Below are 21,404 nucleotides of genomic sequence, written 5' to 3'. Positions count from 1 at the left end.
CATATATAATTATATAATTTTGATGTTGATTTTCCAATAAGAATCTATATTTGAAATTAAAACGATTACATAATAAATTGTTGATTTCTCAACTTTGAACTATTTTAAATGATATTGAAAATACATGAAAAGTTTGCTATCATCATTAAATAATTTATAAAACTCATATAATCTAGAGAATATGGCTTTAGAAGTTTCTACCATGTCGCCATTAACGACATGACTATGGGTAACAACACAATACTTAGGAGTAGTTTAAAGCGTTGAAACATAACTGGGAAAGTGAAAGGCGTTTTGATTCGTAATAAAACTCATTAAATTGGCATCTAACATTTTTAGCATTGTCACAATTTTAGTTTATTTATATCGAAATTGAATCATACGTTTTTAGGACTAAGTTGGCGTATCTTCTTCTTAATTTGCAACCTCGCAATGTATTGCTCGTTCACTCATAGATCCTGAAACTATACTTTAGTTTGAGGGTTTTTTTGTATCTAGAAATCAATACCAAAGAATTTGAGGAGGTTTTTTGAGTGGAGTCGTTAGGACGTAAGGTCAAAGAGGACGGCGTTGTGATTGATGAGAAAATTTTAAAAGTGGACGGTTTTTTAAATCATCAAATCGATGCTTCGCTTATGAATGAAGTAGGAAAAACGTTTTATGAACAGTTCAAAGACGAGGGCATTACTAAAATTTTAACCATAGAAGCATCAGGTATCGCCCCAGCTATCATGGCTTCTTTCCATTTCGATGTTCCTTGTTTATTTGCTAAAAAGGCTAAGCCTAGCACATTAAAAGATGGTTTTTACAGTACAGATATTCATTCATTTACTAAAAATAAGACGAGTACAGTTATCGTTTCTGAAGAATTTTTAGATGAAAATGATAAAGTGCTTATTATTGATGATTTCTTAGCAAATGGAGATGCCTCATTAGGACTTAATGAAATTGTGCAACAAGCAAAGGCGACTACAGTTGGTATCGGTATCGTTGTTGAAAAAAGTTTCCAAGATGGGCGTCAACGTCTAGAAAATGAAGGGCTGAAAGTATCTTCATTATGTAAAGTGGCATCATTAAAAGGTAATAAAGTTACGCTTCTAGGTGAACAATAATGAAGAATTTCATCCTAAGTGTTCAGCATCTTTTAGCAATGTACGCCGGAGCGATTTTAGTCCCTATAATCGTAGGAACTAGCTTAAAATTCTCTTCCGAAGAAATTGCTTATTTAGTAACAGTTGATATCTTTATGTGTGGTATTGCTACTTTTTTACAGGCTAATAAGATTACGGGAACAGGTTTACCCATTGTATTAGGTTGTACGTTTACTGCAGTAGCACCAATGATACTTATCGGACAAACGAAAGGTCTTGGCATACTTTACGGCTCATTATTTGTTTCAGGAATTTTAGTCGTAATCATTGCTCCTTTCTTCTCTTATTTAGTTAAATTCTTTCCACCTGTTGTTACAGGAAGTGTCGTAACGATTATTGGTATTAATCTTATGCCTGTAGCAATGAACTATCTTGCTGGTGGGGAAGGTGCTAAAAATTATGGAGACCCTAAAAATTTGATTTTAGGTGGCGTGACATTGGTCATCATTCTAATTTTACAAAGGTTTACGAAAGGCTTTTTGAAATCAATTGCTATCCTCATAGGTCTTGTATTAGGGACAGCCTTAGCAGCTGTGTTCGGTCTGGTAGATATTAAACAAGTAGGAAGTGCCCATTGGGTTGGCTTACCTCTACCATTTAGATTCTCCGGTTTTGGCTTTGATTTAAGCTCAACACTCGTTTTCTTTATTGTTGCAGTCGTAAGCTTAATAGAGTCCACAGGTGTCTATCATGCACTTAGTGAGATTACTGGGAAAAAGCTTGAGCGAAAGGATTTTCGTAAAGGTTACACTGCGGAAGGTCTAGCAATCATTTTAGGATCTATATTTAATTCTTTCCCTTACACCGCTTACTCGCAAAATGTAGGTCTTGTGTCACTCTCAGGGGCTAAAAAGAATAACGTCATCTATGGCATGGTGGTTTTATTACTCGTTTGTGGTTGCATACCTAAGTTAGGTGCACTTGCTAACATCATACCTTTACCTGTTTTAGGTGGCGCAATGATTGCAATGTTTGGCATGGTTATGGCGTATGGTGTAAGTATTCTAGGGAGTATTGATTTTAAAAATCAAAACAATTTATTAATTATCGCTGTTTCTGTAGGACTAGGCACAGGTATTAGTGCAGTCCCTCAAGCATTTAAAAGTTTAGGAGAACAATTTGCTTGGTTAACTCAAAATGGCATTGTTCTAGGTGCAATTTCTGCAATTATCTTAAATTTCTTTTTTAATGGTATAAATTATAAACAAAGCGACGAAAATGTGAAATAATGTAACTAACTATATTAAATTGGAGGCTGTTTTTAAATGTGGGAAAATAAGTTTGCTAAAGAATCTTTGACGTTCGACGATGTATTACTCATTCCAGCTGAATCAGATGTTTTACCTAGTGACGTAGATTTAAGTGTAGAATTATCAGATAGAATTAAATTAAACATTCCTGTTATTTCTGCAGGTATGGATACGGTAACTGAATCAAAAATGGCAATTGCTATGGCTCGTCAAGGTGGATTAGGTGTCATCCATAAAAATATGAGCATTGAAGAACAAGCTGATGAAGTACAAAAAGTTAAACGTTCAGAAAATGGTGTCATTACTAACCCGTTCTTCTTAACTCCAGATGAAAGTGTTTATGAAGCAGAAGCTTTGATGGGTAAATATCGTATTTCAGGTGTCCCAATTGTTGATAATCATGATGACAGAAATTTAGTAGGTATTATTACTAATCGTGATTTACGTTTCATTGAAGACTTTTCAATTAAGATTTCAGATGTAATGACGAAAGAAAATTTAATTACAGCTCCAGTTGGCACGACTTTAGATGAAGCGGAAGCGATTCTTCAAGACCATAAAATTGAAAAACTTCCATTAGTAGAAAATGGACGACTAGAAGGTTTAATCACAATTAAAGATATTGAAAAAGTATTAGAATTCCCATACGCAGCGAAAGACGCACATGGTCGTTTATTAGCAGCGGCGGCTATCGGTACGTCTAAAGATACGGAAGTTCGTGCTCAAAAACTAGTCGAAGCTGGTGTTGACGCATTAATTATTGATACCGCACATGGTCACTCTAAAGGCGTAATTGAGCAAGTTAAACATATTAAAGAAAAATATCCTGACATCACAGTTGTAGCCGGTAATGTCGCAACTGCAGAAGCAACGCGTGCATTATTTGAAGCAGGTGCTGACGTTGTTAAAGTAGGTATTGGACCAGGTTCAATTTGTACGACACGTGTTGTTGCAGGTGTCGGTGTACCTCAAATCACAGCTGTATATGATTGTGCGACAGAAGCACGTAAGCATGGTAAAGCGATTATTGCTGACGGTGGTATTAAATTCTCAGGAGATATTATCAAAGCATTAGCGGCTGGTGGCCACGCGGTAATGTTAGGTAGCTTATTAGCTGGTACTGAAGAAAGTCCTGGTGCTACTGAAGTCTTCCAAGGTAGACAATATAAAGTTTATCGTGGTATGGGTTCATTAGGTGCTATGGAAAAAGGATCAAACGATCGTTACTTCCAAGAAGATAAAGCACCAAGAAAATTTGTTCCAGAAGGTATCGAAGGACGTACAGCTTATAAAGGCCCACTACAAGATACAGTTTATCAACTTATGGGCGGTGTAAGAGCTGGTATGGGTTATACTGGTTCTCCTGACTTGAAAACATTACGTGAAGAAGCACAATTTACACGTATGGGTCCTGCTGGTTTAGCAGAAAGCCACCCTCATAATGTACAAATTACTAAAGAATCACCAAACTATTCTTTCTAAATAAAGTATGAAGAAGTTTGATCATTTTAGAGGACGCTCTTTATAACGGTGTCGTATGGGCTTGTTTAATTCATTTTCAAAAGTAATGGAAATAGACCTATACGTTATCATTTGAGGGAGCGTTTCTCTAAGTATTACATAAATCAAAAACAATAAAGGAGATTCGCAATTATGGAAATGGCGAAAGAGCAAGAGTTAATTCTTGTCTTAGACTTTGGTAGCCAATACAATCAATTGATTACACGACGTATTCGTGAAATGGGCGTATACAGTGAATTACATGATCATGAGATTTCAATTGAAGAAATTAAACGTATGAATCCTAAAGGTATCATTCTTTCAGGTGGTCCAAATTCAGTTTATGAGGAAGGATCATTTACTATTGACCCTGAAATTTATAATTTAGGTATTCCGGTCTTAGGTATTTGTTACGGCATGCAATTAACAACAAAACTATTAGGCGGTAAGGTAGAGCGCGCGAATGAGCGTGAATACGGTAAAGCAATCATTAATGCTAAGTCTGATGAGCTATTCTTCGGCTTGCCTTCGGAACAAACAGTTTGGATGAGTCATTCTGACAAAGTGATTGAAATTCCTGAAGGATTTGAAGTGATTGCAGATAGTCCTAGTACGAATTATGCAGCTATTGAAGATAAAACGCGTCGTATTTATGGTGTGCAGTTCCACCCAGAGGTACGTCACACTGAATTTGGTAACGACTTATTAAGAAACTTCGTGCGCCGTGTGTGTAATTGTACAGGCGAATGGACGATGGAAAACTTCATAGAAATCGAAATTGAGAAGATTCGTGAACAAGTTGGCGACCGTAAAGTGTTATGTGCAATGAGCGGTGGGGTTGATTCATCAGTCGTAGCAGTACTGTTACATAAGGCGATTGGTGACCAATTAACTTGTATCTTTGTTGACCATGGTTTACTTCGTAAAGGCGAAGGCGATATGGTGATGGAGCAGTTTGGTGAAGGATTTGATATGAACATTATTCGTGTTAACGCACAAGAGCGTTTCATGGATAAATTGAAAGGTGTATCTGATCCAGAACAAAAACGTAAAATCATAGGTAACGAATTCGTTTATGTATTTGATGACGAAGCGGCTAAGTTAACAGATGTTGATTTCTTAGCGCAAGGCACACTTTATACTGACGTGATTGAGTCAGGAACTAAAACGGCTCAAACTATTAAATCCCACCATAATGTTGGTGGATTACCTGAGGACATGGAATTTGAACTGATTGAACCAATTAATACATTGTTTAAGGATGAAGTACGTGCCTTAGGTATCGAGTTAGGTATTCCTGAACATTTAGTATGGAGACAACCTTTCCCAGGTCCTGGTTTAGGTATCCGTGTACTTGGTGAAATTACTGAAGATAAATTAGAAATCGTACGTGAATCTGATGCGATTTTACGTGAAGTAGTGCGAAAAGAGGGTCTTGAAAGAGATATCTGGCAATATTTCACAGTGTTACCTGGCATCCAATCAGTAGGTGTCATGGGAGACTATCGTACGTATGATCATACAGTAGGTATTCGAGCAGTCACATCCATTGATGGGATGACAAGTGACTTTGCTCGTATCGACTGGGAAGTGTTACAAAAGATTTCAAGTCGAATCGTAAATGAAGTAGATCACGTTAACCGCGTCGTCTATGACATTACTTCTAAGCCCCCAAGTACCATAGAATGGGAGTAAGAAATAATCATATTAAATAGGTTAGAGACTCCAAAACAAAGGGGTTTCTAGCCTGTTTATTTTTTGTGTTGAATACGTTTTGAATACGCATTTTATAAGCCTTTAACCCTTGTGGTTGAAGGTTTTTTGTTTGTCATTCATTTGAATAAAAGGCAAAAACAATGGGAGATGAGATGTCGTTGTACGTATTTGATTATAAAAATTAGGAAGTTGTGTCGAAAGTTTACCTTAGTTATGGCTCCGCAGATATCTATCACTATTTATTTACTTTCTATCATGAAAATAGTAAAAATAAAATTTTTGTTAACAAAATATTTAAAGTATAAGTATTTCTTTCTACATTTTTGTTAAATAAAGCTAACTTCTATTATTTTATTAATTTATATTTTCATCTTTATTGCAAAATTGCACCGAAACAGTTAAAATATTTTTGGGATTGTTGGAAAAAGGGGATTTATATTTAAATTAAAGTAATCTGATATTGGAAAAGTTATCTTTTATAAAAAAGCAATGTTTTTCTAACTATCATTCATTTTAAAAATGAAGTTTAACTTCGATATTTCCACGTGCACATTGAAAATTGAATATAAGGGGGATTCTTATGAACTATTACACTTATGTAGATAGAGAAAATTGTATTTCCTGTGCTGCCTGTGGAGTAGCTGCTCCTAATTTATTTAAATATGATGTAGAAGATATTGCATATGGGTGCTTAGATAATAATTGTGGATGTGAACCTGTTCCCTCTAATGAAATTGAACATTTGAAAAATGCATGTGAGGGTTGTCCGACGGAATCAATCAAAATATCACAACATCCATTTAATAAAAAGGAAGTGTGATAATGATGAATAAAAATGGTTTCGGCAAGTTATTGTTAGAAGTTCAAAATAAAGTCCATTGTTTGAAACATCCAACCGAAATTATTCGTACGCTTTTTACGTTAGATGGAAAAATAGATACGTCCGTTGGAATAAAAAGTCTCAATTTAGAACAAAGTGTCATATATCAAAATTTAACCGAGCAAAATTGTAAAGTCGTGTTTACCTCAGAGTTAGAAAATGTAGATGAGAATAGGATATATTTCGGAATAACTGAATATGGAAGATTACTTTTGGGTGCGGATTATTTTTTTGATGACTACACATTTATATTCGGTTACTTCAAAGTTGATGAACATGTGATAGAAGTCATAAAAGACAATATCCGACTAAAAATAGAGATAGAAGAGCAAATATTTAATGAAGAAGTAAACTCGTTTTTTAAAGATAAAAATAAAGATGAAATCAACGATATATTAAAATTTATAAAGTTTAATATATATCACATGGCTCCGATATTACTTTACGTCAACGATAAAACTTTTAGTACATTTTATAACTATAATAATTTGATAAAAGAATTCGATGGAGATACAGATGAATTTTTATTAAATGATTTGCCTTATAAAAATATTGAAAATTGGGAGAAAGCAGAAAAAATTTTTGTTTTTAATATGTATCTATTACTTAAATCCGGACCTCCCTCACGTGGAGAAGAAGTAAACGGTATACATTTCTCACTGTCATTTTTAAAAGATTATTTTAATCAAAAAATCAAAGAATATAGTCAAATATTGAAAAGAAAGACGGATGGTGATTTTAGTTTAGGAAAACAAGCGGTACTTATATTTTCAATGAGAAAAGAAATAGAAAATCACTATTTAATATATAGGTTTATCAATGGCCTGAATTTACATAAAGAGGAAAGATATATTGACAATAGAGAATTGTCTAAACAGAACGATGATTGTTTAAAAACAGATTTAGAAAGATTAACCTCTGTAAAATTCTCAAAAGATTACTATCATTATTTTTGCCAAATTATAGAGAAAAATCTTGATAAAGAACCTTATCAAATCATTGAAAAAATGATGCATACAATCATAAATAGAGCAATTTCTCGCACTTCATCTGATATAGGTATGGCAAGAGGGTTTAGAGCACCACTAAAATTTTATGAAGCTCACCAAAAAGATGAGCTAGAAGAGATTTTTAATTGGGGACAAAATGAATATTTTTGTTGTGTAGTCCCAAGTGCACTCATGAAAAGTGCCTTTCAAAATAATTCTAAGATACTAGCTGGCGTGCTTACCGCTATAAGTAAAAGAATGGAATATAATAGTTGGCATTATACCCCGGGAAATTTTTTGAATAATCAAACAAGGATCACGCGTCATTTCTATTTTCCGCCTGTTATGGCTGACATCACCAAGTGGAGCGATCAGCATCATAAAGGGCATGTGTTCGCTAAAGTCAGACATGCCATTCGTTGTCCAGGCTCTATTAAAAATGGGGCGACGATATATAACGCATTTTTTGATTTAAGATTAATGAAACAAAGTGGAAGTGATTACAGTGAGAATGACCTCGTCATCGCTATATATTATAAAGAAATATTGAAGCTATTATTTCAATCTTGGTTTGATGTATGTAAGAGAACTAAGCAAGAAATCAATATCACTAGTTATAGCAGAGAATGGTACCAAAATGAATATATTACAGATAAAGTGGGTGGTTAGGATATGGAAACCTTACTATTTATAAACTTAAGAAGCCATAAGGTAGAGAGAATTCAACCTATTATAGAAGCAAAAAATTTAGGATATCGAGTAGTTTTAATGGCAGATAAAGACCCTAAGTTAATCGGTCATTTATTAGATGATTTAATTATTATTAATTCTTATGAAATTCAAAAAACGATTAATACAGTTATTGAATACAACAAAAACATAAAAATTAGTGGTGTTTTTACCTGGTCAGATAAAGATGTAGAGCTTGTGTCTTTTTTAAACAAAGAATTGGGTTTACCTGGTATAAATCCGGAAATTGTGCAAAATGTGAGAAATAAATATTTGATGAGACGTGCGATGTCGAATGTTGAGGGGCTTTGCCCGAAATTTCAAGAGGTTGAAAGCTTGAACGATTTAAAAGAGGCAGTCACTCAGATTGGAATACCAGGTATATTAAAACCAGTTGGCGCCTCTGGTAGTAAAGGCATTTTTAAAATTGAAAGTAAAGCACATTTAGAAGATACGTTTAATTTATTATTGGATTCTACCTCTCCTAAAAAAGATAAAGTTTACCGTTACTATCCTAACCAATATATTTATGAAGAATACATTGAAGGAGAAGAGGTCTCTGTTGAAGGCGTTGTGCAAAATAAAGAAATATTTATAGCTGGGATTACTGATAAAAGCGTAACAGCTGAATTCTCTTTAGAATATATTGCATTTTTTCCTTCTGATAAGCCTAAAAAAGTTAAAGATGAAATCAAAAAGAAAACTAAATTGGCGATTCAAAGTTTAGATATTGATCACTGTGCTTTTCATTTAGAAGGTCGGTTAACGAAATCTGGGTTCAAAGTGATAGAGATTGCGGCAAGACCAGCTGGCGGATTTATAACATCACATCTTATCAGACTATCTTCAGGGCATTCATTTATTGAAAAAATTATCGATGTTGCTGTTGGACATCATGTTAAAGATCGTTGGCCAGATTATGAAAATGGTAATAAGAAATTATGCTTTTATAGTATACGCGCATATCAAAGTGGAATATTCAAAAAAATTGTAGGTTTGGATTCTATTATGGAAATACCTGGCGTCATAGCTGTCATACCTTTGAAAGAAGAAGGTGACGAAGTCATCATGCCACCTGAACATTTCTCTAGTTGCTTCATTGCCAATATTATTTTAGAAGGACAAAGCACTAAAGATATTGAAAACATCATCGGAGAAATCGAATCATTTATAAAGGTGGAGATACAATGACTGTCATTATATTGTCTAATACCGATGGAAACAAAACGCCTTATGATGTGTGGTTTCCAAATGCAGAAGAAAATATCATTCTTTTTTGCCCGCAAGAAAAAGAACATACGTTTAATCAACATCATTTTTTATTCATTGAATCATTTGAGAACTACGTGGATAACGTGGATGTTGAAATTAAAGCGATACAGTTAAGCAAAAAGTACAATATCACTAACATATTATCTATCTCAGAATTTGACGTTGTGCGAAGTGCAAAGTTAAGAGAGATACTACATTGTCCCGGCCAGTCATTGATAAGTGCGGAAGCATATAGAAATAAACTATTGATGAAGCAATTACTTCACGGTTCATCTGTAAATATTCCTAAATTTGAAAAAGTCATTTCTAAAGCACAAGTTGAAAATTTTGTACAACAAACTAACTATCCTGTGGTGTTAAAACCCATCTATGGTTCAGGTTCTATGGATGTATTTATAGCTAAAAATCAACAAGATATAGACACCTTTTTTGAAGAAAATAGAAATATAAATAATTATGAAATCGAAGCGTTTATAAATGGAGATATGTATCATGTTGATGGACTAATTCATAATAATAAAGTCATCGTTTCTTATGTTTCTAAATATTATAAAGGTTGCTTAGAATTTCAAAAAAATCAACCTTTAGCGAGTTATATGATTGATGAAAGTAATGCATTAAATATCACTTTCAAAGCACAAGCTGAAAAAGTCATAGATACATTACCTAGCTTTCCAAACGGTTCATTTCATGCCGAATTTTTCTTAACTGATAGTGGTGAGATATATTTTTGTGAAATAGGAAGTAGAACTGGAGGTGCAGAAGTAGGAAACGTCATTCAGAACTCGACGAATATTCACTTGAATAAAGAAAGTTTATATATGCAAATGTATGAGGATCATGCATGTACAATTCAACAAGAATCTGTTGAACGATACTCTGGCTTTGTTTTACTACCACCTCAAAATGGTGTTTATAAAGGTATTAAGAAACACTTAGATTATGACTGGATAGTAAAATTTAAAAATACTGCTCAAAAAAATAAAACCTATAACGATGCGCAATTTAGCGTGGATCATATCATATCTGTTTTAATAGAAGGCAATAATGAACAAGAACTTATTTCTAGAATTAATATTGTCACTGATTGGTATGAAAAAAATGTTATATGGGAACAACATCATTAGAATAAAGGAGATTTTTGTTGAAAAATTTACCTGAAATCACATATATACTATTTTTAGCTACATTTCTTGAAAGATTTAGCTATTTTCTAATCATACCTTTTTTATCAATTTATTTAGCTCAAAACTATCATTTTAGTGGTTTGGAAATAGGGTTGGTTGTTTCGACCTTTGCGATCACATCTTTATTTATGAGTTTTATAGCGGCCCCTTTTATCGATAAAATAGATAAAAAAATTATTATTTTTTCTGGTTTATTTCTATCGTCAATGAGTTTTCTGTGTTTCCCTTTAATCAGTAAATATATATTTTTCATTATATTTGCTTTAGTTAATAGTATAGGAAGTAGTCTTCTTTCTCCGACATATAAAACAATTTTGGCATTATTCACTAAAAAAAAGGATAAGGAATTGGTATTTAATGTACGCTATTATCTTGTTAATATTTCAGCTACATTGGCTCCATTACTGTCAGTTCAGTTGCAATTTTTAGGCGTTAATATCATTTGTTACATCATTTTTATGGCTTATTGTATCAATTTCAATGCATTTGTTTATGCATTTTTCATACTTAAATTAGATTTGAAAAATAAAAATAATACTTTGAAAATTGATATTAGTCGCATATATACTACATTTCGTGATGATAGAGCATATTCGTGTTTAATCATTGGATTAGTCCTATTTATGTTTGGTTATACCGTTATGACTAGTATATTGCCCCAATTCTTTGCGTCGCATTATAAAAATACTGACGCTTCAAAGTTATTTGCACTGTTACTTTCAATAAATGGAATTACAGTTATTACATGCCAATTTTTCGTTTATTTCTTTAGCAAACGCACATCCATTAAGACAGCAATGATAACAGGAGCTGCCTTATTGCCCATAAGTTTATTTGTGCTAGGGACAGTTGATGATATTATCTTCAAATGTATCGCAATGGTTGTGTTTACCTTGGGTGAAATGCTGGTGTTTACAATGATGGATATTCGGATTGATGAATTATCCAATTGTAGTTATAAAGGTACGTATTATTCGTTAGCTGGGTTACAAAATCTAGGTGCTCTGTTGGCACCAATTATAGGCGGCTTATGTTTAGACCGTATTCAACAAGATTGGTTGTTGTTTGGGTTATTATCTATCATAACGTCATTCAGTATATTATTTTTCTATAAAAGTAATAAACTTGCATAATCATTATGAAGAGATAGTTATCTTAAGTTGGTGATTGTATATTTAACTTCCTAAGTGTATAAATATAGATTTTAATTGTAATATTTTGTTGTAATTTCAACATTTATGTATTGATGTTTGTCAGTTAGGCAAAATTGATTCATTGTAGTTTTAAGGTTTTATAATGAAAATGTAAAAAAATAATTGAGAGGAGATGAAATTCATGAGTGATTTAATTCAATTCGCGAAAAAAGTCTTCGATTTCTTAAGAAGTATTTTAGTAAATGGTGCACCTAAATTTTAAATAGATGGCCACTCCATTAGGGAGTGGTTTTGTTGTATTAGATTGTAGTAAAACGTCAAAAAAATCAACATTTAGATTTTTGAAATTTTCGAAAGTTTAATATATATTTGTAAAACAAACTTTAAGTCTAATAATTCGGAGGGATTTATGAAGAGCGTCAATCCATTTATATATGTAAAGGATGTAGATAAATCATTAAGTTATTACAAAGATGTCTTTCAAGCAAACACTGAAATTTTAATAGCTAAAGATGGTAAAACATATCATGCCCAACTTATTATCGGAGAAAACACGTTCGTTCATTTCTCTGATACCTTTCATAAACATTCTATTTCTAAAAATCCACATCTTCTTGTCGATTGTGATTCTAAGGAAGAATTAGAACGTGTATATCAACGTTTAATCGACGATGGTGGACATATTAAAGTTAAATTATATAAAACATTTTTTAACGCGTATCATGCTGAAGTTAAAGATCGTTTGAATGGTATTACTTGGGTTTTTAATTATTTTATTGATGGTACTTTTTAAAGTTAAATATTGTTCGATGGGTTAGTTGAAAACGTGCATGTATTTTCAACTAACCTTTTTAATGTATGCGGGGAGTAAAATTATTTTCAAAAATAAAGTATTGATTAATAGGATTAACTTCTTTAAAATGTAAAACGTAATAATTACTATTTACATAAAGAGGAGTTCTTTAAATGGCTAAAATACCCGTGACAGTTCTAAGTGGATACTTAGGTTCTGGAAAAACAACATTACTGAATCATATTTTGAAAAATAGAGAGGGACGCCGTATCGCAGTGATTGTTAATGATATGAGCGAAGTCAATATCGATAAGGATTTAGTAGCACAAGGGGGAGGACTTTCTAGGACGGATGAGAAACTTGTAGAACTTTCAAATGGATGTATCTGTTGCACTTTGAGAGATGATTTACTTAAAGAAGTTGAACGTTTAGTGAGAAAGGGTGGCATTGATCAAATTGTCATTGAATCCACAGGAATTTCAGAACCTGTACCAGTAGCTCAAACGTTTTCGTATATAGATGAAGAATTAGGGATTGATTTAACTGCTATATGCAGATTAGATACAATGGTAACCGTTGTGGATGCCAATCGTTTTATTAATGATATTCAATCAGAAGATTTATTGATGGATAGAGATGAAAGCATCGGAGACGCCGATGAACGTACGATTGCCGATTTACTCATCGATCAAGTTGAATTTTGTGATGTCATGATTATTAATAAAATTGATTTAGTAAGTAAAGAAGCATTAGCAAAACTGGAGAAAACACTTCGTGCATTACAGCCCGAAGCTAAGATGATCAAAACAGTCAATGCAGAAGTTGATTTATCAGAAGTGTTGAATACTCAGTTATTTGATTTCGAGAAGGCAAGTGAGTCTGCCGGGTGGATAAAAGAACTCACACATGGTGGACATGAACATCATACGCCTGAGACTGAAGAATATGGCATTTCATCATTTGTGTATCGTAGAAAACTTCCATTCAACGCTGATCGTTTTAAAGAGTGGTTCGATCATTTACCTAGCAATATTGTAAGATCCAAAGGTATTGTTTGGTTCGCACAACACAATAGTGTTGCATGTTTACTCTCGCAGGCAGGGTCTTCTTGTGATGTCCATCCAGTCACATATTGGGTGGCGACAATGCCTGAACAAAAACAACGTGAGATTCTTATGGCTCGTGAAGAGATAGCTGCTGAATGGGATTTAGAATATGGTGATAGACATACGCAGTTCGTTATTATTGGAACTGAATTAAATCAAGAAGAGATTACTAGACAACTAGATGCGTGCTTGATTAATACTGAAGAAATGGATCAAGATTGGCGCTTGCTTCACGATCCTTATCAGTGGAAATATGATAAAAGGATGTAAGGGAAACTATAGTAAATCTGAAATAATGCTGGAATAATATATAGGAAGGTTTATCTGAGTAGTTTAAACTGTTGTTCCACGTGAAAAGTGCATAAAAAATTAAGGTTATTGCAAAAGTGTGTCATATCATTACTTTCGTAATAACCTGTTTTTTAAATTTATTAAAATTAAGCTATAGCAAATGGCGTAGTGAAAATGAGTAGTACGAAAAAGTTAATTAAGAATAAAGTGACGTTTAATGGTTGGTTGGCTTTAAACATTCCTATGATGTTAATAATAATAGATATCACAAAGAAAGTTGCACCTGGGAAATACCAAAAACTAAAGCCACTTTCGTTATATAAATTAGTAAACATTGTTGTATAGCAAATAAAAACACTGATTAGTGTAAAAATAATGGATAAAATATTTAATATTGAGAGTCTTTTCATATATTGTCGTTCCTTTCGATGTCGTTTTATGATCTTAGCATTACAATTGAATTAGCAAATTGTATGCTATACATACTATTATATGTATACATATGTTTATTACAATAGTTATTTTTAGCTTTAATATAAATATTCAAAAGAAATGGCGCGAGAGTTTGTTTGTGTGGATAGATGCATCAATGCATACAAGGATAATAAGTCATAAAAAAACCACCATCCGTAGGGATAGTGGTTGAAGTATTAGTATGAACTATTTTTTGAATTTTTTAACTAAGTCTACGATAGTTTTAACGATTTCGATGATTGTTGTAACGATACCCATGTTTAGTGGCCTCCCTTCGTATCGGTGTATGTTAGAGAATTTTTATTGACTACTCATAAGCCATAAGTAATAGCTTTAGATGAATCAATAAACTTATTTTTTTGTAAGTTTGTCAATTAAGCCTTTGAGTACTTTAACGATTTGATTGATGATATCACTCATTAAAATTACCTCCTTTGCTTATTTGATATCTTTATTGTAACGAGATAATACTTTGGGTAGAGTAAAAGTTCCTAACTCGTATATTCAATGTCCTAAGTGAAATTTTTAGGCCAGTTAATCACACACAATACTTCCTAATTGTAGAGAATCTTTGTAAACCTTTACAAAACCTTAATATTCACGTTTATAGCAATGATGTCTTTTCCTAATTTAACCTTATTTTAGGTAGATGAAAGAGGGATGAATGTACGTAATTAATTGACTTGTGACACTATTTGAAGTATATTTGTGTTAATATGCGCAAAAGTAACAACTAAGTCTTACTCTAGCAATTCTGGATTTTATATCTTAATTGATGGAGAAGAAAGAGTTCTTGCTTTGCTACAAACAATATATAGGCAGCTTATTTAAATAAAGAAATTAAAAGGTAACTTGTGGACGAGTTATCTATACATACTTGAGTTGAATTGAAGCCTACAGTAGTTATAAATTCTTTTACATTATTTTAGAAAGGATAATGGAAGGATTTTGCTATTGTAGGCTTTTTTGTTGTGAAATTTGATTAAATAAGGAAATAAATTTTTAAAGTGGGGGACGTGCAATGTTAAGTATGAGTTTCGTTTTAACAATATTTTTTATAACACTTGTCATTGCTATACTGAGTGGATTGTTATTTTTAATCCAATCAGTACCAATTAAATACATAAACATACATTTATATCTTGTTTTTTTACCAATAATTATTGGCATCATAGGTTTGCTTACTGTTAAAGATGGAGAACAAATCGGTCCGTTTACCTTAGATCATCTTGCGTGGTTGATGGGAAGTTTTATTCTAGTTTTAGGATTTATTATTCAAAAGTTCTCAGCTCGTTATTTATTAGGTGATCGTAACTATCGCAAATATTTTCCATTATTTACGTTGATTACATCATTTGCATCTGTAGCGTGGTTGAGTGGTGATTTAAGATTAATGGTTCTGTTCTGGGGGGCAACGCTGTTATCTTTAACATTGCTCATTCGTGTGAATCGTTCATGGAAAATTCCACATGAAGCAGCTAAAATTTCTGGAAAATCTTTTGCATTAGGATGGTTCGCATTACTAGTTGCAGTCGTTTTATTATTCGTTAGTACTGGAGATTGGCACATCAATATCGCTTCACCTTACGACAATACTATTAATAGTGGGATGAAATTCTTTATTGATATTCTTATTGTCATAGCAGTAATTGTTCCTGCAGCTCAATTTCCATTTCAAAGCTGGTTAATTGAATCTGTAGCGGCGCCTACACCAGTTTCGGCAATTATGCATGCTGGAATAGTTAATGCTGGAGGAATTATTTTAACGCGTTTTTCGCCTGTTTTTGACAATTCATTCGCGATTACAATTTTGCTTATTATCGCTAGTGTTTCAGTATTATTAGGTTCAGGAATCAGTTTGGTACACGTTGATTACAAACGACAGCTTGTAGGTTCTACGATGAGCCAAATGGGCTTCATGCTTGTTCAATGTGCGTTAGGTGTTTATTCAGCGGCTATTATACATTTGATTTTACATGGGGTTTTTAAAGCTACATTATTCTTACAGTCAGGTTCTGTAGTGAAACGCTTTAATATCCCAACTCCACCGAGTGCCAAGCGTTCGTATAGTTGGGTCGTGTTAGGTCGTCTATTAGCGATCGTGATTGCTGTAGCATTTTGGTTAAATAGCGACCGCAGCCCGTATGAAATTATCAGTGCCTTAATATTAGCTTGGTCCCTTATGGTGTCATGGAACCAAATGGTAGCATTTAGTCGAGGTTTAATAGGTAGAGTTGTCGGCGTCATGATGATTGTTATTGTTGCGATCGTGTATATTATTACTCACCATTATTTCTATAATACTTTAAATACCGTTTATATGCATATCGCACACCCACCTGTGATAAGCATCATTATTAGTATTATCATCCTTGTCTTAGGAAGTATTCTCAGCATTTGGGTTGCTCGACAAAGAGATTCTAAAGCATTCGCAATATTGTATTTATGGCTTGTTAAACTAGGTGAAGCCAAAGCGCAGTCTATTGAAAGTCATCCAACTTATTTGAAAAAATATTTGTAAAGGGAGAGAAAGGTTATGACTCAAGATCAACAAGATATGAATGAAATAGTATCACGTGCCAAACGTGTCATTACCCCCTTATCACCAATTTCAATTTTTGCGGCTCGTAACCCGTGGGAAGGTCTCGAAGATCGTACATTTGATCAAGTTGCACTGTGGTTAAAAGATGTCAGAGATATTGATATCTATCCTAATCATGCTTCTATTCAAGCAGCAATTGATAAAGGGGAAATTGATACTGAAGTATTTGATGACCTTTTAAAGAGAGAGTTAGATACGTATGACAGTTCGCTTTCTGAAAATGAAATACTTTCATATATCAATAATGCTAAAAGTGTGCCACATATGAGCGAAGATGATTTCTCTGATGAAAAACATGCAAAATTAGAGAAATGGATAAAAGACAATTTCAAAGAATTTGAAACTACAAAGATTGTGAGAGCGAAGAGTGCCGACCGTCTAAACGTACATGGTGAGACACTTATCGATATTTTGGATGCACATATGATTAAATGGTCAAAATTATATATTGATGATTTTCAATCAAGTTGGACAATGCCTCAACGTGATAAAGGTTTTTATACTGCATGGTTACACTTAGCCCAATATGATCCAATGTTCAAGAAAGAACAACGTCAAAAAGTTAAAGGATTGCCGCATAATGCGAATGAAGCGATACTCCAAGCGTTTAAACAGCTAGCAATTAATGAAGAAAATCAGCAAGCGTATATAGAAAGTCATTTATTATCACTTCCTGGTTGGGCGGGAATGATGTACTACCGTGCAGAGAAAAATGAACATGAAAAAGATTTACTTACTGATTATATTGCTATTAGATTGTCTATGGAGGCATTGCTCCTTAACAATCAATTTGATACGACTTCGGCCCAACCTTTTCATATTAAAAAGGGCTTAGAGTTACTCCGTTCATTGTTATTGAATAGTCAAATGACAGTTGATGAATGGTTAGACTTACCTGAGTCAAAACAACATGATTATTTAAAATTAGTTCAAACGTTTAACTCAGCATATTTTCAAAAACTGTGGCTTGAGGCATGGGAAGAAACGCATGAACGCGAATTAGTCGAAAAAATTTATGATTCATCATCTGAAGCCAATGATAAGCAATCCACACAAGTTCAACTAGCATTTTGTATTGATGTACGATCTGAACCTTTTAGACGTCATTTAGAAAGTGAAGGTCCTTTCGAAACAATAGGAATTGCTGGGTTCTTTGGATTACCAATTCAGAAGGAAGCACTTGATGAGCAATTTACGCATAATTCTTTACCAGTCATGGTAGAACCAGCTTATAAAATTAAAGAATACGCTGAACGCCACGAGTTAAATATGTATAATCAACAACAACGTTCGGTTACATCGATGTTTTACACGTTTAAACTTATGAAGCATAATGTGTTACCAAGTTTATTATTACCTGAATTAAGTGGACCATTCTTGAGTATTAGTACGATTGCTAATACAATTTTACCGAAAAAAGCGTATCAATTTGTCAATCGTTTTACGAAAAGATGGCTTCGCAAACCTGAAGCAAAATTAACAATTGAACGAGAACATGGACAATATTCTGAATTACCTGTTGGATTTACGTCAGAAGAACAAATTCAGTTCTCCAAAAATGCACTACAATTGATGGATTTAACGAAAGATTTTGCACCGCTTGTCGTTTTAGGAGGTCACGGAAGTGAATCACATAATAATCCGTATCATGCAACTTTAGAATGCGGTGCTTGCGGAGGGGCTTCAAGTGGATTCAATGCAAAATTATTAGCTACGATGTGCAATATGCCATCCGTAAGAGAAGGTTTAGCTCAAGAGGGTATTCAAATTCCTGATGAAACGGTCTTCATTGCTGCTGAACACAAAACATCAGTTGACGATCTAGAGTATATTTATGTGCCGGAATTAACCGAGGCTGCACAGCATGCATTTGAAGAATTGAAGGCAGCAATGCCAAAAGTAAGCTATAAAGCAAACTTAGAACGATTAGCTCATTTGCCAAGTATAGTTCGCCATCATAAAGACCCTGTTGGAGAAGCCCGTCGCTATGCGAGTGATTGGAGTGAGATACGCCCTGAATGGGGATTAGCTAAAAATGCAGAATTCATTATTGGTAAGCGAGAGATTACTGAAAATAGTGATTTAGAAGGGCGTGCGTTTCTACACAATTATGATTGGTCTAAAGATAATGATGGCCAAATATTAAATACGATCATTTCAGGCCCTGCATTAGTTGCACAGTGGATTAACTTACAATATTATGCATCAACTGTTGCACCTCATTTTTATGGAAGTGGGAATAAAACTACGCAATCTGTTACATCAGGCGTTGGTGTGATGCAAGGGAACTCTAGTGATTTAATGTATGGGTTGCCTTGGCAATCTGTAATGGCTGGTGATAATGACATGTACCATTCACCGATACGACTACTCGTTGTTATTCAAGCGCCTGATTCACACATTCAACGTTTGCTCAATGAAAATAGTCATTTTCGTCAGAAAGTAGATCATCATTGGGTAAGACTTGCAAGTATCGATGAGCATAATAGCTGGAAAGATTGGTAATTCTAGCGTCGTTCATCGAAAATGCAAAAAGAATGATCACCTAAAATAAGTAGATTTCGGAAATATCTAGAATAATGTTAAACTATAGATAATCAAGAAATAGGAGCAGTCTAGGTATGAAAAAGACTAAAGGTATTTATGAAGCCGAAATCAGTAAAGCCATAACGCAGTGGGAAAAAGACTTTCTAGGAAGAGGTTCGTTATCTGTAAAAACGGATATTTTGCGTGATATGGTCATTATCAATTTGCAAGGTATATTAACGCCAGCAGAATATCGTGTATGTAAGACAAATGAAGGTTTGTTGAATATCAAACGCACACGTTCTGAACTTGTTGAATCAGGCCAAGAAGATTTAAATAATATTATTTATGATTTAATAGGGTTAAAAGTTGTGAGCTTTCATAGTGATTTAAGTACCGTAACTGGTGAACGTGTGATTGTCTTTAAGTTAGAAGATAATTTTGAAAAAAGAATGAAGCAATAAGTTAAAAGATGACAGTGCTATCCATGGGGTAGTACTGTTTTTATTATAGATGGAGTAAATAATTGAAATATACAATTAAGCGATAACACACGCCCATTAAATTAGGAATAATGACCATCGTGGCTATTAACTTTTCAGATTTGAATGCAAATACACATAAAAGGATAGGTATAATATACAGAATAAATAACCATAATAGTAAAGTATCAAAATTAGGATGGAAAGGTATGAAAAATCGGATAAGTGTGATGATGAGGGCAATATAAATGAGTATTCTCCTATCTTTCAAAGTCCGTCCTCCTTATGTCGACATCAGTGTGTGTCATAGATATAAGCTACATTATACATTAAAATATATGCGATATGTATGAAATTTTATTGTTAAATGAGTGTCTGATGGTTAATTTGATTCGAGGGACAGTTTGAAAAAGGAAATCATTTGAATTTGGTGTAGAATGGGAGACGATAAATAATTGTTAGAGTATATTGATTGATAAAGTGTAGCTTAAGGCGCATGATTTTGTTAGACAATAGTGTGATTTTAACAAGTGATAGAAAATGCGTTTAAAGCGTGAATAAGAAGTTAATCCTCTTCTGACACAACGTAGAGAAACAGGTGTTAATATGGAGTATGAAAAATTAGGTTCTGCAAAAATAACAATTCCATTATTTATTATCGCATTTATTATTTTTAGTTTTATGATGAGTGGCGTTTTGACGCATAGTCATTTTCTGAAAATGATAGATATGTCCTCTTTAGAATGGTTTACACACTATTTTGGTAACCCGCAGAGGATATATGAAGACGGTCTATTTAATTGCTATATGACGTTTTGTGCAACCATTGGTGATGTAAGTGCAATACTGAAATTGACGCTCATCCTCGTTGTACTATTATTTATTTTTAAAAATAAATCTCAAGCAGTTTGGGTATTGTTAGTAATGACGACAGGTACGTGGATAAATTATTTGATTAAACAAACCGTGGGAAGACAACGCCCGTTGAGTCATTTAAACATTGATTCAGGCTTGTCCTTCCCTAGTGGTCACTCAAATGCGAGTACCTTATTCTTTATTATCATCGTGATTGTAGTTATTCCGATGTTAAAAGGAAAAATTGCTCAAATACTTGTAGCTACAATCTCAACAATGTTATGGATAAGCATTTTGTTCTGTAGAATGTATTTTCACGCACATTACTTTTCAGATGTCATTGGTGGCGTGAGTTTAGCTGTATTATGGGTATTACTCTTTATAATGGCTTATCCTTTATTTACTTTATGGAGAAACGATAAAAATTAAAGTGATTTAAGGAGATTG

The 21,404-nt window shown here is 33.5% G+C and carries 19 protein-coding genes and 1 riboswitch; of the genes, 15 read left to right on the top strand and 4 right to left on the bottom strand.

Going from position 1 to position 21,404, the window contains the following annotated elements:
- Positions 1-143 precede the first annotated feature (143 nt).
- A riboswitch (purine riboswitch) is annotated at positions 144-246 on the top strand.
- Positions 247-533: 287 nt separating this feature from the next.
- The 11 genes from xpt to CD155_RS12700 all read left to right on the top strand — a co-directional run bounded on the left by xpt (position 534) and on the right by CD155_RS12700 (position 13,997).
- Complete coding sequence (gene xpt / locus CD155_RS12750) at positions 534-1,112, top strand: xanthine phosphoribosyltransferase (RefSeq protein WP_002445192.1); 579 nt, start codon at positions 534-536, stop codon at positions 1,110-1,112.
- Positions 1,112-2,380: a xanthine permease PbuX gene (gene pbuX / locus CD155_RS12745; RefSeq protein ID WP_103213501.1), complete on the top strand. Its 1,269-nt coding sequence runs from the start codon at positions 1,112-1,114 to the stop codon at positions 2,378-2,380. Before xpt ends, pbuX begins: the two co-directional genes overlap by 1 nt.
- A 36-nt stretch (positions 2,381-2,416) precedes the next feature.
- Positions 2,417-3,883, top strand: coding sequence for an IMP dehydrogenase (guaB, locus tag CD155_RS12740; protein ID WP_103213500.1), 1,467 nt, complete (start codon positions 2,417-2,419; stop codon positions 3,881-3,883).
- A 171-nt stretch (positions 3,884-4,054) separates the two neighbouring features.
- A complete protein-coding gene (guaA, locus tag CD155_RS12735; protein WP_103213499.1) occupies positions 4,055-5,596 on the top strand; it encodes a glutamine-hydrolyzing GMP synthase in 1,542 nt (513 codons plus the stop codon).
- A gap of 601 nt (positions 5,597-6,197) precedes the next feature.
- On the top strand, positions 6,198-6,437 hold the full coding sequence (locus CD155_RS12730; RefSeq protein WP_103213498.1) for a ferredoxin: 240 nt from the start codon (positions 6,198-6,200) through the stop codon (positions 6,435-6,437).
- Positions 6,438-6,439: 2 nt separating this feature from the next.
- Positions 6,440-8,155 carry a hypothetical protein gene (locus CD155_RS12725; RefSeq protein WP_258026363.1) on the top strand — a complete coding sequence of 572 codons (1,716 nt, stop codon included), beginning with the start codon at positions 6,440-6,442 and terminating at the stop codon, positions 8,153-8,155.
- Positions 8,156-8,158: 3 nt separating this feature from the next.
- Positions 8,159-9,406: an ATP-grasp domain-containing protein gene (locus CD155_RS12720; RefSeq protein WP_103213497.1), complete on the top strand. Its 1,248-nt coding sequence runs from the start codon at positions 8,159-8,161 to the stop codon at positions 9,404-9,406.
- On the top strand, positions 9,403-10,614 hold the full coding sequence (locus CD155_RS12715; RefSeq protein WP_103213496.1) for an ATP-grasp domain-containing protein: 1,212 nt from the start codon (positions 9,403-9,405) through the stop codon (positions 10,612-10,614). Before CD155_RS12720 ends, CD155_RS12715 begins: the two co-directional genes overlap by 4 nt.
- 17 nt (positions 10,615-10,631) lie before the next feature.
- The gene (locus CD155_RS12710) at positions 10,632-11,807 is read left to right on the top strand and encodes an MFS transporter (protein ID WP_103213495.1); all 1,176 of its coding nucleotides are present in this window, start codon (positions 10,632-10,634) and stop codon (positions 11,805-11,807) included.
- A 430-nt stretch (positions 11,808-12,237) separates the two neighbouring features.
- The gene (locus tag CD155_RS12705; protein WP_002445209.1) at positions 12,238-12,621 is read left to right on the top strand and encodes a VOC family protein; all 384 of its coding nucleotides are present in this window, start codon (positions 12,238-12,240) and stop codon (positions 12,619-12,621) included.
- Positions 12,622-12,794: 173 nt separating this feature from the next.
- A complete protein-coding gene (locus tag CD155_RS12700) occupies positions 12,795-13,997 on the top strand; it encodes a GTP-binding protein (RefSeq protein WP_103213494.1) in 1,203 nt (400 codons plus the stop codon).
- A gap of 167 nt (positions 13,998-14,164) precedes the next feature.
- Here the strand turns inward: CD155_RS12700 and CD155_RS12695 are convergent, their stop codons facing one another.
- The 3 genes from CD155_RS12695 to CD155_RS13265 all read right to left on the bottom strand — a co-directional run bounded on the left by CD155_RS12695 (position 14,165) and on the right by CD155_RS13265 (position 14,912).
- Positions 14,165-14,353, bottom strand: a complete 189-nt coding sequence (locus tag CD155_RS12695; RefSeq protein WP_002445215.1) for a hypothetical protein — start codon at positions 14,351-14,353, stop codon at positions 14,165-14,167.
- Positions 14,354-14,678: 325 nt separating this feature from the next.
- On the bottom strand, positions 14,679-14,750 hold the full coding sequence (locus CD155_RS13270; protein ID WP_095323428.1) for a PSM-delta family phenol-soluble modulin: 72 nt from the start codon (positions 14,748-14,750) through the stop codon (positions 14,679-14,681).
- A gap of 93 nt (positions 14,751-14,843) precedes the next feature.
- Positions 14,844-14,912, bottom strand: a complete 69-nt coding sequence (locus tag CD155_RS13265; RefSeq protein WP_103213502.1) for an alpha-1/alpha-2 family phenol-soluble modulin — start codon at positions 14,910-14,912, stop codon at positions 14,844-14,846.
- 601 nt (positions 14,913-15,513) lie between these two features.
- On the opposite strand from CD155_RS13265, the gene CD155_RS12680 reads away from it, so the two are divergent.
- The 3 genes from CD155_RS12680 to CD155_RS12670 all read left to right on the top strand — a co-directional run bounded on the left by CD155_RS12680 (position 15,514) and on the right by CD155_RS12670 (position 20,084).
- Positions 15,514-17,013 carry an NADH dehydrogenase subunit 5 gene (locus tag CD155_RS12680; RefSeq protein ID WP_103213493.1) on the top strand — a complete coding sequence of 500 codons (1,500 nt, stop codon included), beginning with the start codon at positions 15,514-15,516 and terminating at the stop codon, positions 17,011-17,013.
- A 15-nt stretch (positions 17,014-17,028) separates the two neighbouring features.
- Positions 17,029-19,599 carry a DUF2309 domain-containing protein gene (locus tag CD155_RS12675; protein ID WP_103213492.1) on the top strand — a complete coding sequence of 857 codons (2,571 nt, stop codon included), beginning with the start codon at positions 17,029-17,031 and terminating at the stop codon, positions 19,597-19,599.
- A gap of 116 nt (positions 19,600-19,715) precedes the next feature.
- Positions 19,716-20,084, top strand: coding sequence for a Na-translocating system protein MpsC family protein (locus CD155_RS12670; RefSeq protein ID WP_103213491.1), 369 nt, complete (start codon positions 19,716-19,718; stop codon positions 20,082-20,084).
- Between the two features lie 43 nt (positions 20,085-20,127).
- Here CD155_RS12670 and CD155_RS12665 read toward each other — a convergent pair whose 3' ends face one another.
- Entirely contained in the window at positions 20,128-20,373 is a 246-nt protein-coding gene (locus CD155_RS12665) for a hypothetical protein (RefSeq protein ID WP_080981431.1), read from the bottom strand.
- Positions 20,374-20,708: 335 nt separating this feature from the next.
- Between CD155_RS12665 and CD155_RS12660 the strand changes: the two genes are divergently transcribed.
- Positions 20,709-21,386 (top strand): phosphatase PAP2 family protein, encoded by a 678-nt coding sequence (locus tag CD155_RS12660; RefSeq protein ID WP_103213490.1) that lies wholly within the window; start codon positions 20,709-20,711, stop codon positions 21,384-21,386.
- Positions 21,387-21,404 lie beyond the last annotated feature (18 nt).

The organism is Staphylococcus caprae, assembly GCF_002902725.1.
Taxonomy (GTDB): Bacteria; Bacillota; Bacilli; order Staphylococcales; family Staphylococcaceae; genus Staphylococcus; species Staphylococcus caprae.
The sequence above is the reverse complement of the archived record's forward strand: the minus strand, read 5'-3'. Positions and strand labels throughout refer to the sequence as shown.